The 16105-nt window shown below is 44.1% G+C and carries 12 protein-coding genes; 4 read left to right on the forward strand and 8 right to left on the reverse strand.

Going from position 1 to position 16105, the window contains the following annotated elements; genetic code table 11:
* Nucleotides 1–611: 611 nt before the first annotated feature.
* The 4 genes from DS891_RS17325 to prlC form a co-directional block, all read right to left on the reverse strand.
* Complete coding sequence (locus DS891_RS17325; RefSeq protein WP_174170479.1) at nucleotides 612–2534, reverse strand: methyl-accepting chemotaxis protein; 1923 nt, start codon at nucleotides 2532–2534, stop codon at nucleotides 612–614.
* A 162-nt stretch (nucleotides 2535–2696) separates the two neighbouring features.
* Nucleotides 2697–3395, reverse strand: coding sequence for a class I SAM-dependent methyltransferase (locus DS891_RS17330; protein ID WP_254605937.1), 699 nt, complete (start codon nucleotides 3393–3395; stop codon nucleotides 2697–2699).
* Between the two features lie 131 nt (nucleotides 3396–3526).
* Nucleotides 3527–4678 carry a PleD family two-component system response regulator gene (locus DS891_RS17335; protein ID WP_010605885.1) on the reverse strand — a complete coding sequence of 384 codons (1152 nt, stop codon included), beginning with the start codon at nucleotides 4676–4678 and terminating at the stop codon, nucleotides 3527–3529.
* Between the two features lie 126 nt (nucleotides 4679–4804).
* Nucleotides 4805–6844, reverse strand: coding sequence for an oligopeptidase A (prlC, locus tag DS891_RS17340; protein ID WP_174170481.1), 2040 nt, complete (start codon nucleotides 6842–6844; stop codon nucleotides 4805–4807).
* Nucleotides 6845–7012: 168 nt separating this feature from the next.
* Here prlC and gorA point away from each other — a divergent pair, with 168 nt between their 5' ends.
* Complete coding sequence (gene gorA / locus DS891_RS17345) at nucleotides 7013–8371, forward strand: glutathione-disulfide reductase (protein ID WP_095729736.1); 1359 nt, start codon at nucleotides 7013–7015, stop codon at nucleotides 8369–8371.
* 114 nt (nucleotides 8372–8485) lie between these two features.
* Here the strand turns inward: gorA and DS891_RS17350 are convergent, their stop codons facing one another.
* Nucleotides 8486–10309: an alpha/beta hydrolase gene (locus DS891_RS17350; protein WP_174170482.1), complete on the reverse strand. Its 1824-nt coding sequence runs from the start codon at nucleotides 10307–10309 to the stop codon at nucleotides 8486–8488.
* A 131-nt stretch (nucleotides 10310–10440) separates the two neighbouring features.
* On the opposite strand from DS891_RS17350, the gene DS891_RS17355 reads away from it, so the two are divergent.
* Nucleotides 10441–12414, forward strand: a complete 1974-nt coding sequence (locus tag DS891_RS17355; protein ID WP_174170483.1) for a winged helix-turn-helix domain-containing protein — start codon at nucleotides 10441–10443, stop codon at nucleotides 12412–12414.
* Between the two features lie 56 nt (nucleotides 12415–12470).
* On the opposite strand, the gene rpmG is transcribed toward DS891_RS17355, so the two are convergent.
* The 3 genes from rpmG to radC all read right to left on the reverse strand — a co-directional run bounded on the left by rpmG (nucleotide 12471) and on the right by radC (nucleotide 14009).
* A complete protein-coding gene (rpmG, locus tag DS891_RS17360; protein WP_010364212.1) occupies nucleotides 12471–12626 on the reverse strand; it encodes a 50S ribosomal protein L33 in 156 nt (51 codons plus the stop codon).
* A 12-nt stretch (nucleotides 12627–12638) separates the two neighbouring features.
* Nucleotides 12639–12875 (reverse strand): 50S ribosomal protein L28, encoded by a 237-nt coding sequence (gene rpmB, locus DS891_RS17365; RefSeq protein ID WP_010605890.1) that lies wholly within the window; start codon nucleotides 12873–12875, stop codon nucleotides 12639–12641.
* Between the two features lie 459 nt (nucleotides 12876–13334).
* Nucleotides 13335–14009, reverse strand: a complete 675-nt coding sequence (gene radC / locus DS891_RS17370; RefSeq protein ID WP_010605891.1) for a DNA repair protein RadC — start codon at nucleotides 14007–14009, stop codon at nucleotides 13335–13337.
* Between the two features lie 126 nt (nucleotides 14010–14135).
* Here radC and coaBC point away from each other — a divergent pair, with 126 nt between their 5' ends.
* Nucleotides 14136–15332, forward strand: coding sequence for a bifunctional phosphopantothenoylcysteine decarboxylase/phosphopantothenate--cysteine ligase CoaBC (gene coaBC / locus DS891_RS17375; protein ID WP_174170484.1), 1197 nt, complete (start codon nucleotides 14136–14138; stop codon nucleotides 15330–15332).
* A 157-nt stretch (nucleotides 15333–15489) separates the two neighbouring features.
* Nucleotides 15490–16077 (forward strand): nucleoid occlusion factor SlmA, encoded by a 588-nt coding sequence (slmA, locus tag DS891_RS17380; RefSeq protein WP_010376740.1) that lies wholly within the window; start codon nucleotides 15490–15492, stop codon nucleotides 16075–16077.
* Nucleotides 16078–16105 lie beyond the last annotated feature (28 nt).

Below are 16105 nucleotides of genomic sequence, written 5' to 3' on the forward strand. Positions count from 1 at the left end.
TTAGTAGGCTCTGATTGAGTCTCTTTCCCCAACGAGAGGCCGCATTTGCGGCCTTTTTTAATTATTTCGAGTTTAGTTTGTGGGAACGAGTTTACCTCGCGATCTTGTAACTGCTCGCCGCGTGAAGCGGCTCCGACGTTTCAGCTTATACTGTCGAGATAAATCTCGACCTACGACACTCGCTGGTAGGAACGAGTTTACCTCGCGATCTTTTAACTGCTCGCCGCGTGAAGCGGCTCCTACGTTTTAGCTTATGCTGTCGAGATAAATCTCAACCTACAAAACGCGCTGGTGGGAGCGAGTTTACCTCGCGATCTTTTAACTGCTCGCCGCGTGAAGCGGCTCCTACGTTTTGGCTTATGCTGTCGAGATAAATCTCGACCTACAACACTCGCTGGTAGGAGCGAGTTTACCTCGCGATCTTGTAACTGCTCGCCGCGTGAAGCGGCTCCTACGTTTTGGCTTATGCTGTCGAGATAAATCTCAACCTACAAAACGCGCTGGTGGGAACGAGTTCACCTCGCGAGCTTTTAACTGCTCGCCGCGTGAAGCGGCAGCTACGTTTTGGCTTATGCTATCGAGATAAATCTCGACCTACGGCACAATCCTGATTACCGCAGGCCTAAGGTACCCCTAATCTCCCGCATTTTCTCTTTAAGGCTTTGCTGGATTTGTTGCACTTGCTCATGTGAGCTATTAACCTGACCTTTCATACTATCCATAGCGTGGCCAAAGGTATCTAAGAGGTCTGATTGTTGATTGGCAAGATCCATTGCATGGGCGGCAACTTGGTTGGCGCTCTGTGCGCTCTCTGCCACACCTTCTGAATTGCGTTTCAACTCTTGTGCATGACCAGTTTGCTGCTGTGCCTCATCTGCCAAAGCCGAGATTTGTGTCGATACTTTGTTTGAATTATCACTCAAAACATTTAATTGCTGGTGGATATCAGTCAGTGAGGCTTGTGTTTGCTGTGCAAGCTTTCGTACTTCATCCGCAACGACCGCAAATCCACGGCCATGCTCTCCTGCGCGCGCCGACTCAATCGCTGCGTTGAGCGCGAGTAGGTTTGTTTGTTCTGCGATGGAGCTGATCATATCAATCACTTTACTCACATCTGAAACACCATTAAGTAATTCATTTAAGCTCTCTAATCCCTGCTCTACCCGCTTTTGCGTGGTCGATGAAGCGCTCAACATAGCATCCGCATAGGACACACTTTGTGTCATTGCTTCAAAGGTGTTATTGGCATTGTCGGCAACTTGCGCGTTGATTTGATTGGCATCCGCCCCAAGCGCTCTAAGCGAGTCAAGCTGTGCTTGGTTTTGCTCCACTTGCTCAAAAGTATCTCCAGCTTGTGCAGAGATCTGCGCCAAGTTAGTGTTCATCTCTTCCATAAAGGTATTGATCACACTCAGCATTTCTGAGCGTTCGTCCGCTTCTGCTCGCTGCCTATCAATTAACTGATTAAAGTAACTCGCAATTTCGCCAATTTCAGTGTCTTGGTTTTTACTTTCAATATTGCGTAACTCATTGCTTTCGATTAGCTGAGCAAAGCCATCGCGTAGTTGTCTTAGCGGAGTTAACACTTGATTGAACTGTACAAAATACACACCACCCGCAAGGAGTACGAGTAACCCAATGGCCACACCAAACAGCATAAACACATTGGTTTTTACGTCAGCCTGCTCTGTTTTTAAGTTGGTTTCTGCTTGTAGGATATTCTCTGAGATTGCTTTAATATCACCTCGCAGTGCTAGCATGCCAGCTTGGCGTTGTTTCGACTGCTGTAAGGTATTTTCTAAGTCGCGGGCATAACGTTTAGGCCAGCTCACAAGCTCCGCTTTTATTTCTAGCGCTAAATCTTCGGCTTCGGCACCTAAAAATAGCTCGTCTTCGTCTACCTCACTCATTACCCCTAAGTTTTCGAGTCGGTCTATTCGCGCGGCAATATCCTGCAACCGGCTTAAGCTCGACATCAAACTCTGTTCGGTCTGCTGTTCGTAAGCCATGACTAATTGGTAGGTATATAAGCTCAAATTCGAGACTTCGCTAAAGTAGTCTGAAGCAAGATTAAAGTAGGATTCTTTGGCGGCACTATCTTGTGCTTTAATTGCATACTTGACGAGGCTCGATGCTGAACCTGACATTTGCCTAAGCGCATTATCCAACAACGCAAGTTCGTTACCAGAAAGCTTGCCGAGTGCACGGTATTTGCCTGCAATATCTTGTTGTAGTTGTATGAGTTTAGTTTTAAGTTGCTCAGCAAGTGCAGGTGGCAACTGCTCTACACTTTGCTCTAATGCTTTGATTTGTTCATCGGCCTTATTTAAATACTGGCTATCGCCCGCACTCAAGTAATCTTCTACTGTACCCTCAAGCTCGATGATCACCGCATTTTTAACTTGATTGTAAGCGGCGTCTTGCGCATCAAGTTCAGTTAATACTTGGCTCGCCCAAAACAGACTCACCCCAAGTAGAATACTCGCTGTCGTCAATAATATTGCCAATAACCGAGTAAAAGTAGACACGCGCATAGAATCACAACCCCTTTATCAAAATGCTCCGCAAGAGTATTAAGGATTTATGACAACTTGATTAAATCTGGTTACCTTTCCTGTGCAATAGTACAAAACCATACTTTTTGCGTATATCCATCTAGATATCTGCTGCACAAAATTAAATCAGGTAGTGGTGTGCTATTTCATTGCGGCATTAACATAAACGTCAAAGCGGTTTTTCTTGGTTTTTATTTGCATACTTGGCGTTTTTTCATTTAAGAAGCCAGCGTAGTCTGGACGTTTTACCACCACCCTTTTTGTGGCTAACAGCAAAGCAAAAGGCAAAAGCGCGTCCGCATCCAAGTCATTGCCAACTAAATCTTGGAATACACGCATTTCTTTTTTCACTTGCGCCGATTTTTCACGATGCGGGAACATAGGATCAAGATACACTACATCTGGACGCCAACCTGCTTGCTCTAGCAAGTCATGGCTGGAGCCAAACTCCAGTCGCATAGTTGACTGTACCCATTCGCCAATTTCAGCATCTTGATAGGCGCGTTGCAAGCCATCGTATAACAACGCTGCGACTACCGGGTTACGTTCGTGTAGCACGACTTTGCAACCCATAGACGCAAGTACAAAGGCATCGCGTCCAAGTCCTGCTGTCGCATCCAAGACCGTAGGCACAGCACCTTTATTTAAGCCCACCGCTTTTGCAATTGCTTGCCCTTTACCACCACCAAATTTGCGTCGATGAGCAACTGCGCCAGTCACAAAATCAACACGGATAGCGCCGAGCTTTGGTTCATCTTTTTTGAATAATTGTAAGCCTAGCTCATCATAAACCAATTGAAACTCCGCCTCGTTAATATTAAGCGCGGATAAATTAAACAGCTTAGTTAGCGTATCTAGGTAGGATCTGTTTTCTTCAAAAGGGGTGTGAATATACAAGCTAAGCTCCCAAGGGTTACCAACCGTGGCAGTATACCCCTTTCCCTTTCTAGTGTCTTTGATTATCCAGCGGCTTAAAACAGTTCAATATCAGCCTGCGACGCCACTTCATCCTCACCCCAAGGTTTCGCTATTTTGTTTAAACTCTCTATAAGCTGCTGGCGTACCTCAGTCACTTCTCCTAACTTATATTTAATTATGGTTAGCTCATCGCTTAAATAAGTGAAATGCTCATAGAGTTCTTGCAACCGTTCTCTTTCACTTGGTTCTAAGACTGCAAGCTTGTCGCTTTCCAGCACCGTCTGAAACTCAGCAACTTTGCCACTGTAATGATCGCCAACGCCGCTTAAATGATCGCTTAGCTCAGCAAATACTTGCCCTATATGCTCCACTTTCTTAAGTGCATCTTCACTGACTTCCATGTCTCTGATTTTGGCATCAGTGGCTTCCAGTATGTGCGGAAATAAATCTTTATAACGACCATAAACGGCAACATCGTCCACTGGCATGTTCTTAATCAGTAAAGAGACTTTAGGATAGTTAATTATGGTTCTGCGACCAAAATCAACAAAACGACTGCTATCTTTGTGTTTCTCAAATAGCTCTTGCTCTATCGGTTGGATCGCTCCCTCGCTGGAGTAAAACATCGCGTCTTGGTGATACCAAAAAGCCACCGCAACATCGAGCTCCATCGGCATAAAAAACTCTAAAAAATGAGCGCTCAACGTATTGAGATCATGCGCGTGATACGACTGCCCAACGTAGCGCATTATACGGCCCATATCACCAGAGTCAGTCATGGCTATTTCAGCTGTGGTTTGAGCGCGCTGTACATCTTGTTTTAGCTGCGACGAGATTTTTCGATAGTCATCAAGGACATTAATACGCGCTAACAACTCTTCAGCGTTAAAAGGTTTGACTATATAGTCTGCGGCACCAGCGTTATAGCCCCGCATTCGCTCTGAAATATCGGCACGAGAAGACAAAAACATTACAGGGATCTCTGTAGTGTCCTCTAGTTTTTTGAGTTGCTCACATACCTCAAAGCCCGACAGCCCTGGCATCTCGACATCAAGCAAGATAATATCCGGACGATATTTTTTAGCCAACCGCAAGCCTTCCTCACCATTTTTCGCATGTAATATTTTGCATGTCCGCGATAGCGCCTCATCAACAATGTGATGGACGAGTTTGTCATCATCAATGGCAAGAACCAGTTTCGTCATGTGGCTTTCCCTATTAATTCATATCTTTATAGAATAGTCAGAGATATTGAATTTGCTAACAAAAAGTCACACTTTCTAAGACAAAAAAAACGCCTTCAGAAGAAGGCGCTTAGAGTGGAAATATAACTAGGCGGCGATCCCGCTGTGGCGTAGTAACGCATCCACTTTTGGCTCTCGACCACGGAAGCGGGTAAACAGCACCATTGGCGCTTCCGATCCACCCTTTTCAAGAATGTGATACATAAATTCACGCCCGGTTTGTGGGTTGAATATCCCTTCTTCTTCAAACTTAGAAAACGCATCCGCAGACAACACTTCTGCCCACTTATAAGAGTAGTAACCCGCGCTATAGCCACCAGCAAAAATGTGGCTAAAGCTATGCTGGAAGCGGTTAAACTCGGGAGCTTTAACAACTGCTGTGCGCTCACGCACCGCATTGAGCGTTGCTTGAATTTGGCAATCCGTATTTGGCTCAAAGTCTGCGTGAATATGAAAATCAAACAGCGAAAACTCCAACTGACGCAGCATTTGCATGGCTGACTGGAAGTTCTTTGCCGCGAGTAACTTGTCTAACATTTCTTTTGGTAACGGTTCACCCGTTTCATAGTGTCCTGAAATGAAGTTCAGCGCTTCTTCTTCATAGCACCAGTTTTCTAAAAACTGACTTGGCAGCTCAACCGCATCCCATGCCACACCATTAATACCAGCAACAGGGGCTGCATCCACTTGCGTTAGCATGTGATGAATGCCGTGACCAAACTCATGGAATAAAGTGGTTACCTCATTATGGGTAAATAGCGCAGGTTTATTACCAACAGCTTTATTAAAGTTACACACTAAATAAGCAACAGGAGTCTGCAGTTCACCATTTGCGCGTATTTTTCGGCCCATGCAGTCATCCATCCAGGCACCACCACGCTTATGTTCACGAGCATATAGGTCGAGATAGAAATGACCACGCAACTCACCTTTATCATCATGAATAGCAAAAAAGCGTACATCAGGATGATAAGTATCAACGTCTTTGACTTCGCTCACGTGGATCCCAAACAAGCGATTTACGGTTTCAAATAAACCGGCAAGTACCTTATGCTCAGGGAAGTAAGGGCGCAGCGCTTCGTCAGAAATAGCATACTTGGCTTGTTTTAACTTTTCGCCATAATATGCGTAGTCCCAAGGTTTTAACTCAGTTACACCGTGTTCTTTATTCGCAAAGTCACGTAGTTCAGCCACTTCTTGCTCGGCTTGTGGTTTTGACTTAGCGGCCAGGTCATTCAAAAACGTAAATACTTGCTCTGGCGTCTCAGCCATTTTAGTTGCCAGTGATTTTTCTGCAAAACTAGAAAAGCCAAGCAACTGAGCCAGTTCGTGTCTAAGTGTAAGTGCTTCATGCATAATCGCTGAGTTATCAAACTCGCCAGCATTAGGCCCTTGATCCGAAGCACGGGTTACAAACGCACGATAAGCCTCTTCACGGAGCATTTGGTTATCTGCGTAAGTCATCACAGGAAGGTATGAAGGGAAATCTAGCGTAAATACCCAGCCTTCTAATCCTTTGGCTTCAGCAGTATGAGCGGCAAGCGCTAAAGCCGACTCTGGTAGCCCTGCTAATTCTGACTCGTCAGTAATATGCTTTTGCCATGCCTGAGTGGCATCCATTACATTGTTGCCAAACTTTGATGCCAGCTCCGACAGCCGTGCCACTATTTCGCCATAACGCTTTTGCTTAACTGGCTCAAGTGCAATGCCCGACAATTGGAAATCACGTAGGGCATTATCTACAGAGGTCTGTTGAGCAATCGTTAAGTTACCAAATTCAACCGATTCTTTTACCGCTTTATAGGCTTCATACAACCCTTGGTGCTGACCAACATAAGTAGAATATTCAGAAATTAATGGCAGACACTCATCATAAGCTTTACGTAACGCTTCTGAATTTACTACTGAGTGCATATGTGAGACTGGTGACCACATACGATTCAATTTATCGTCTGACTCTTCTAAAGGCAGTACAAAACTGTCCCACGTATAGCTTGGTTGTGCTAAAACAGTGTCGATAGTTTCACGACAGTGCGCAATGGCAGATTTTAATGCTTCAACAATATGTTCAGGCTTAATTTTCGAAAAAGGAGGCAATCCTTCTAGCCCGATTAATGGGTTACTCATGGGCACGCTCTTTATTTTCTAATCTAATATTGAGGTTGAAATAAGGGTGAATGACCGCATTTACAAGTATCTGAACAGATTTTTGCTTAATATCGGTCTTCGGTTGTGCACTTGTGCTATTTAAAGTAGTAGGGTTTAAGCAAAACAAATAATTGGCGAGGAATTTTTATGGCTCAACATTTTGACTATATCGCAATCGGTGGTGGTAGCGGCGGGATCGCATCTGCAAACCGAGCGGCGATGCGAGGTGCCAAGGTGGCATTAATAGAAGCAAAGCACTTAGGCGGTACTTGTGTAAACGTGGGCTGCGTTCCAAAAAAAGCGATGTGGCACGGTGCTCAAGTTGCTGAAGCCATTAAACTATACGCACCAGATTATGGTTTTGATGTTGAACTAAAGAACTTCGATTGGGGTAAACTCGTTGAGAGCCGCGAAGCCTACATTGGCCGTATTCACCAAGGTTACAACGGCTACCTAGCGAAAAATGGCGTCACCGTGATCAATGGCTTTGCTAAGTTTGTTGATAACAACACCATTGAAGTCAATGGTGAGCACTACACTGCCGATCATATCAATATTACCGTAGGTGGCCGCCCAACGATCCCTAATATTCCAGGCGCTGAGCACGGTATCGACTCAAACGGTTTCTTTGAGCTTAAAGAGCAACCTCGCCGCGTAGCGGTTGTGGGCGCGGGTTATATCGCGGTAGAGCTTGCGGGCGTATTGCACAGCTTGGGCACAGAAACCCATCTATTTGTTCGTAAGCACGCCCCTCTTCGTAACTTTGATCCTATCTTGGTTGAAACCTTAACTGAGGTAATGGAAAAAGAAGGTCCAACACTGCACACTCACGCAGTACCACAGTCAGTGACCAAAGAAGAGGATGGCTCAGTCACCTTACATCTTGAGAATGGTGAGTCTTACACCGTAGACAAACTGATCTGGGCAATTGGTCGTGAACCAATGACAGATCTTATCAACCTCGCTGCGACAGATGTAGAAACCACGCCTAGCGGCCATATTAAAGTCGACGAATGGCAAAACACCTCAGCCAAAGGTATCTACGCGCTCGGTGATATTATGGATGGTGGTATAGAGCTAACTCCGGTAGCCGTAAAAGCAGGTAGAATGCTAGCCGAGCGCCTATTCAATCCGGAATTGCCAAACGCAAAAATGGATTACGATCTAGTCCCTACCGTCGTCTTTAGCCACCCACCGATTGGCACAATTGGCCTAACAGAGCCAGAAGCGGAAGAAAAGTACGGTAAAGACAACATCAAGGTCTATACCTCTACCTTTGCTGCAATGTACACCGCGGTCACTCAGCACCGCCAACCGTGTCGCATGAAACTTGTATGCGCAGGCCCAGAAGAAACCGTAGTGGGTCTACACGGCATCGGCTTCGCAGTAGATGAGATGATCCAAGGTTTCGCCGTTGCAATGAAGATGGGCGCAACCAAAGCAGACTTTGACTCGGTAGTCGCGATACACCCAACCGGTTCCGAGGAATTTGTTACTATGCGGTAACCTTATTATTTAATTCATTAGGTTTTAAAAATAAAACGCGAGCGGCAGACAAGCTCGCGTTTTTTATATGTTAACTCAACGATTTAAGCGCTCATCTAGCAAACTGGATTGGTGTCATTGGCTCGCAAGCTCAGTCAATGCCTGCTTGATAAGCTCAGGATGGGTAAATGGGATCAAGTGCTCCGTTGAGGTAATTGGTAAGTATTGCCCACCACTGGTTTCAGCAACTTCTTGAGACCATTTTCTCCCCTCAGCCTCCCATTTTATTAGATTGGCTTTCGCTTCTTCAGAGTCTGCATTGGCGATATCTAGTTTTTCAAACTCACTATCTATCACTGAAATAGGAATGCTGCTGTCTGGCTGCCAGTTTCTTACTAACTCCAAGTCATCATGGTAGTTCATCATTTCGTGTACTCGAGTAAGTTGAGCTGCAACACTGTGGCGGGTTTGCATTATGTGATTGAAATATTGCCAATCCATGTAGTCTGCAAACTCGCTTCCTTCAAGCAGTGTTTCAATATGCGCCTGTTCTTCAGCTATTTTTCCATCCATTTTTTCTTGCCAATTACCTGCAGCAACATGATCAACCAAGTCTTGTCCGTATTGACGATAAACATCAACTGGGTAACCTTGATACTGAGCAATAGAATGTGGCAGTAAAATATCTGGGTCTAACCACAACATGCTTGCTATCTTTTGTTGAAACTCCTGTGATTTTTGCATCGCAATTAGCGGCACTGAATTACTATTTGCGTAACTCAACAAATGCACATCACTGAGATTGAGCTTTTCAAATAGTACAGGGAGGTCGTGTGCAAATTTATTCATGGAAGGCGCGTCATCAACACTACTTAATCCCTGCCCTAGCCTATCAATGACGTAAACATTAAAACTCTCTGCCAAGTAAGGCTGTAGTAACGCGAACCAAGCACTATCACTATGAAAATGCATATTCGCACCCGAGAGCATGACCACGGTTGGCTTATCTGCATGCTGCTTTAATTGCCGAACATGGTAATAATCGTTGTTTACTGCGATAAGATCAGAGCCTTGGGGCAGCACATAACGGCTTGTCGACTCAAAAAATGCCATTATCGATTCGGTGGTTTGAACAGGTGGTAAATTCCAACTATGACGAGCCCCGTCTACACTAATGAGCTGCGTTTGAATATTGCGATTAGGATAGTGAGTTAACGTCACGCCTTCCGCTATTTCTTCATCAACAGATAAAGCAGCCTCATAGTTTAGATTAGCAATAATTTTAATCGCTTGAGGTGACGAGAGTAGCCCAAAATTTGCGTGACTTTTGCCATTATAGGGCAATACTGAGTCTGCTTTACCGTGCATAATTCGGTAGTTTGTAGGTGTCGAAAAATTACAGCTATCACCTAATTGGTAGGACATAGGTGCGGCAACCGTTACTATCGCATTAAACGTCTCCGAGCGGTTACATAATAGGTTTTGTACAAATAACCCGCCTTGAGAAAAGCCGGTCGCATAAATTTCACCGTCAATGACATCATATTTGGCTTTTATTTCCGCAATCATCTGACCAACAAAGCCTAAGTCATCTACACCTAAACGATGTGCCTTGTTACAACCACAGCCTTCATTCCACTCTTCGTTTTTTGATTTGGGATAAACGACTATATAATCATCGTTTTGTTCATGTAGCTTGGTTAAACCTGCCATACCGTAAGCAGTGCCTCCAGAACCATGAAAGGCTAACATCAGCTTGTACGCTTTATGTGGCTTTTCAATCGGCTTCATATAATAGTAACGCTCATTGAGTTGATGAACCTCCAGACCATTTACGGGCTTTAACACTCCATCGTCATTGCTTAACGCCTTTTTGCTGTCGCTACTGCTGCCACAACCCGCGACTAAAGCTGCGAGTGTTAAACCTAACGCCTGTTTTAAAAACATTCGACTTGTCATGTTGGCCATTCCTATTTTATTGTTTTCATGTACTCTAAATACTTTGAAAAAGGGCGCGACGAATTCACATGAAATCGTTGTGAGGAATTCCTTACCAATAAATATAAACAATATAATCAAAGGGATAATAAATGCGCTATGAGATTGCAGCCATTCGGTTTGATACGGTTAATCGAACGCTGACAAGTAGCACAGACTCCATCAGACTTGAGCCTAAGCCATACTTATTGCTACAAACCTTAATTGCAGCAAATGGTAATGTTGTTTCGCGCGATAAGCTCATTGCAGAAGTGTGGCAAGGTCGCGTAGTCACAGAGAGTGCAATCAATAAAGCCGTGTCGACATTGCGCCAGTATATGAATAAATTAGATGGTAAAACTGAGTATATAGAGACTATCCCTACCCTTGGATACCGACTGATTCCCGCAGTCACAAGTCATACTCCGGCAACAATAAGTAAGAGCAGCTCCCGGATCGCGCCACTTTTGGGTGTTTCTCTACTTATTACCAGCGTATGTGCGTTTATTGCCTATCAGTTCATGCAGCCAGAGCAAAATGACGAACCACTCCTACCACAAAAATTAACGAGCCAGAGCGGTATCGAGCTACAGTTAAGTAGCGCGCCTCAATATAAAAGCTTTAGCTACCTGCATCCTACTAACACTCAGCAATCGGAGTTATGGCTCAATCACAGCAAGCAAAATAGAAAGCTGTTTTCTGGCAACATCAGCACACAAGCCTTAAGCTCAGACGCCAAACACATCGCCTATATTGACGATGATAATGGCTGTACCGTAAAACAGTTTGATATCGCGCAGGCACGGCACACTACGCTATTCTCTTGCCAGCCTATCGAAAACATTAAACTAATATGGGGCGCAAATCCGCACGAAATCATTTATCGAAAACGCACAAATATACATAGTGGATACGGCCTTTACCGTTTCGACTCGAATACAAAGCAGCATATCCAGTTAACGCTTCCTCCAATCTCAGGAAACCTCAGGGGCGACCATCTATTTAGCTTATCCACAACTAAAGACCAACTCGCCGCCGCACGCTATCTTGGAGAAGATAAGCACGAACTGACGGTGTACGATTACCCAAGCATGTCAGTCAAGAGCACCGTTAAGTTACCTTATAATCTCACTGCACTGACTTGGTCTGCTAGCGGTCAATCTATTTACTTTAGCGCAGGCAGTAGCATTTATCGCGCTGATATAAAATCGAGCAAAGTAAAACTGCTTCACAAGCTCACAGCACCAATCGAAAGCCTAGTATTACAAGATAACAATGAGACCCTGCTCTTTAATCAATATAAGTTAACTAGCCTAATTCACCTTTTCGACGTATCGGAGCAAACCTTTTCACCACTTGTTGATAATCAGGCGTTGAATCGCTTACCTCGCGCAAATCAAATGCCGCAAGTTTGGTATATTTCGGATCACGGCGCGCATTCCGCTTTATGGTCTATCAACACTGAAACACAACAACACACTCAAGTTCACTTGCCTCACATTTTTAACTTTCAACGTTATCAACTCAACAATGACGCTTCTAAAATACTTTTTGAATATCAAGACGCCATTTACCAGTTTGCTATCAACAGTCAAAAAACAATGCAACTTATAGGTACTGAGCTTAAGCCTTACGTTGCCAATTACAGCCAAGATGACCATGAAATCATTTACAGCAGTGAACGCTCTGGTAGTTGGCAGTTATGGTCTCTAAATCTAATAACAAACCAACATCAGCAACTTACAACACAAGGTGGCTACAGCGGCTACAAGCTTAATAATGTGTTGTATTTTACCAAGTTTACACAGCCCGGAATTTGGCAACTGGAAGACGGGCAAGAGTCTGTAGTTGTGACGGATGTACCGGTGAGAAATTGGCTGAATTGGCGGCTCAGAGATAATGCGCTTTACTATGAAAAAGACAAAAGTATTTGGCGATTTGACCTGAAGACTAAACAAAAAAAGTTGTATTTCACCCCGCCACAACGATTTATTGGGCAGTTTGATATATTGCAAAACGGCGATGTGGTTTTCAGTGAGCTGAAGCAACCAAGTGGAGAGCTTTGGCAATTAGCCGTAAAAAATTAAAGTACAAACACAAAAAACCCAGCCGAGGCTGGGTTTTTATTGATTCTTGAAACGAATTACTTGATTTTCGCTTCTTTGAAGATCACGTGTTTACGAACCTTAGGGTCGAACTTTTTGATCTCCATTTTTTCAGGCATGTTACGCTTGTTCTTGTCGGTAGTGTAGAAATAACCAGTACCAGCAGTTGAAACTAAACGGATCTTATCACGCATGATTTAAGCTCCTTAAATTTTTTCGCCGCGAGCACGGATATCTACTAATACCGCGTCGATGCCTTTTTTATCGATAATACGCATACCTTTAGTAGTAGTGCGTAGAGAAACGAAACGCTTTTCGCTTTCAACCCAAAAACGGTGTGTTTGTAGGTTAGGTAGGAAGCGACGCTTAGTAGCGTTGCGCGCGTGCGAACGGTGGTTACCAACCACTGGGCGCTTACCTGTAACTTGACAGACTTTAGACATGTCTATGTATCTCCAATAACTTCGCTCGAGCTTAATTTTCCCTTAAAGGCCTTTTAACTGCGTGCCCTAGGTAAAATCAAAGGGCGCTCTTTATACAGTATCTACAGGCAGAGATCAAGGATCTGATCCTACTGAAATCAGCTCATGGGTAAATTTGATAGCGGCCAATTATAATGATCCGAAGCCCACTAGGAAAGTAAAAACTGCATTTAAATTGAACTAATTTATAAAATTTATACAAATATGCTGATTTAACGAGCAAATTTCTTTTTTGGCCCTTTCTACATCGTAATTTTCACTGTTTAATTTTCGTGCTTATTAGTATATTCAAGCAGCAACACTCCACCAGCTACCTCACACTTCGAGTAAAAGCTGAGTGATCAAGCTCCATTCCATTTTACTCAATTCAAAAGGACAACTTGAGAAAGCGAAACCCACCTGATAAAACAGCAACTCAGCTTAAATCAGTCCTCGTTCGGCAAACGAAATACAATGACTTCCGGCGACGATTAAATGGTCAAGTACATTAATATCGACCAGTGCCAAGCCTTGCTGCAATTTTTTCGTGATGAGTTTATCCGCTTCGCTGGGCTCTGCTACGCCCGATGGGTGGTTATGGGCAAAAATCACGGCTGCACAGTGGTATTTTAGTGCCGCCTTTACTACTTCTCTTGGATAAACCGAAGCCGCGTTAATTGTGCCGTGAAACAACACTTCATCTTTTATCAGTCGATTTTGGTTGTCTAGATACAGCACCATAAACACTTCATGCCCAAGCCCACGTAGTTGAGCACTCAAATAGTCACGTACCGCTGTCGGGTTTTGAAATACCGTTTCTCTTAAGCACTCTTCTTTTAGATAACGCCGGCTTAACTCCAAAACGGCCTGTAACTGAGTGTATTTGGCAACGCCTAAGCCTTTTAACGCTGAAAACTCTTCTAATGAGGCATTGAATAAACGCTGTAACGTTTGCTGTTCTTGTAACAGGGATTCGGCAAGCTCTATGGCATTTAATCCTTTGATCCCAGTGCGTAAAAAGATAGCCAATAACTCGGCATTTGATAATGCCTCAGGGCCTTGCTCTATTAACTTTTCCCTTGGTCGTGCGGATTTGGGTAAGGCTGATATTTGCATAATTTTTCCTTTTATGTGTTTGCCTCCATGGCATCCAAAGTGTAGCTACCAAAAAGTGAGAATTCAAAAATTATCACCGACTGTGATATCTTTAGTTTATTGATACTGTGATCGTATAAAACAAACATGCAAAGAAATAAACGCCTCTTACTTGGGATCAGCGGTGGTATCGCTGCTTACAAATGCGCAGAACTCGTTCGCCGCCTAAAAGAACAGCAAATAGATGTCAAAGTGGTGATGACGGAGTCTGCTAAGCACTTTATCACGCCACTGACAATGCAGGCGGTCTCTGGTGAAATCGTTTCTGACTCTTTGCTTGACCCACAAGCAGAAGCATCAATGGGCCATATCGAATTTGCAAAATGGGCAGACCTAGTGCTGGTTGCTCCAGCGACCTCAAATATCCTCGCCAAAATGGCAGCAGGTATTGCGGATGATTTACTGACCACATTACTGCTCGCAACGCCCGCGCCTGTTGCCGTAGCGCCGGCAATGAATCAACAGATGTATGCACATCTATCGACTCAAGCAAACCTCAATACCCTTGCATCACGCCATGTCCAAATCTGGGGACCCGGTAAAGGCGAGCAAGCCTGCGGAGATGTAGGCGCAGGACGCATGCTTGAACCCCATGAGTTGGTGCAACTGTGTTTAGCTGCACTTCGCCCTACTGAGCAAGTATTAGCAGGAAAAACGGTAACTATTACTGCAGGACCGACACGCGAAGCATTAGATCCGGTGCGCTTTATTACTAACCACAGTTCAGGAAAAATGGGCTTTAGCCTTGCTGAGGCGGCAAAGGCTTTAGGTGCAAGCGTAAATCTGATCGCAGGCCCGGTTTCACTGAATACCCCCACAGGAATTACTCGACTTGATGTAGAAAGTGCTGAGCAGATGCAACAAGCTGCACTCGAATATGCCGTACAATCGGATATTTTTATCGGCTGCGCTGCGGTCGCTGATTACCGTGCAGCCACCGTTGCCGAGCAAAAGATTAAAAAGCAAGGCGATGAAATCACACTTACACTGGTCAAAAACCCCGATATTATCGCCACTGTCGCAGCACTAAAACAGTCTCGTCCTTATACCGTTGGCTTTGCAGCTGAGACGCAGAATGTCGCCGAATATGCGCAAGGAAAATTGATAAATAAAGGATTGGATATGATCTGTGCGAATGATGTATCGGATAGCACAGGTGGTTTTAATTCTGATAACAATACATTGACCCTATATTGGAAAAAAGACCGACTTGAACTCCCTCACTCTAGCAAAAAAGAGTTAGCACTTACTGTCATGCAAGCTATTGCCGAAAAGATAAAATAACCTTCATGTAAAAGACTGGAAAGAAACTGAATAAAACATTAACATGATACCCCGATAACGTGTAAACGAGTCGGGGTTTGCACTTCTGCGCATCACTCTCTGTGCTTAATAAACCCGACAAAAATAATATAACAATTAGAAAAATAAGGGAAATTTCATGCCAGCGACAAAACGTAGTAATCGCAAAGAGCAAATTCTTCAATCACTCGCACAAATGTTGGAAACCAGCCCAGGACAACGTATCACCACAGCTAAACTCGCTGCTGAAGTCGGGGTTTCAGAAGCTGCGCTTTATCGTCACTTTCCAAGTAAAGCGAGAATGTTTGAGGGGCTTATTGAGTTCATCGAAGATACGTTGCTGTCACGCATTAATTTAATTCTAGAAAACGAAAAAGAAACTCGTAACCGGATCTACAACATTCTTACTCTACTCCTAGCCTTTGCAGAGAAAAATCCTGGCATCACACGTATCTTAACGGGAGATGCACTACAAGGTGAGCAAGAACGTTTACGTGAACGAGTTCAAAGCTTATTTGAAAAGCTTGAGACACAATTCAAACAAGTTTTAAGAGAGCGCAAGCTGCGAGAAGGTAAGGCATTCACGAGTGAAGAAAGTGTACTGGCTAACTTATTCTTAGCTTTTGTTGAAGGTAAGATGAACCAGTTTGTAAGAAGTGACTTTAAAGCAAAACCAACCGCGCAATTCGATAAACAGTGGGTTGAGCTTGAGAAAATCTGGCTTTAAACACCTGCGGCTAGCCGCTTAAATACAT

Source organism: Pseudoalteromonas sp. JC28 (genome assembly GCF_013319255.1).
Classification (GTDB): domain Bacteria; phylum Pseudomonadota; class Gammaproteobacteria; order Enterobacterales; family Alteromonadaceae; genus Pseudoalteromonas.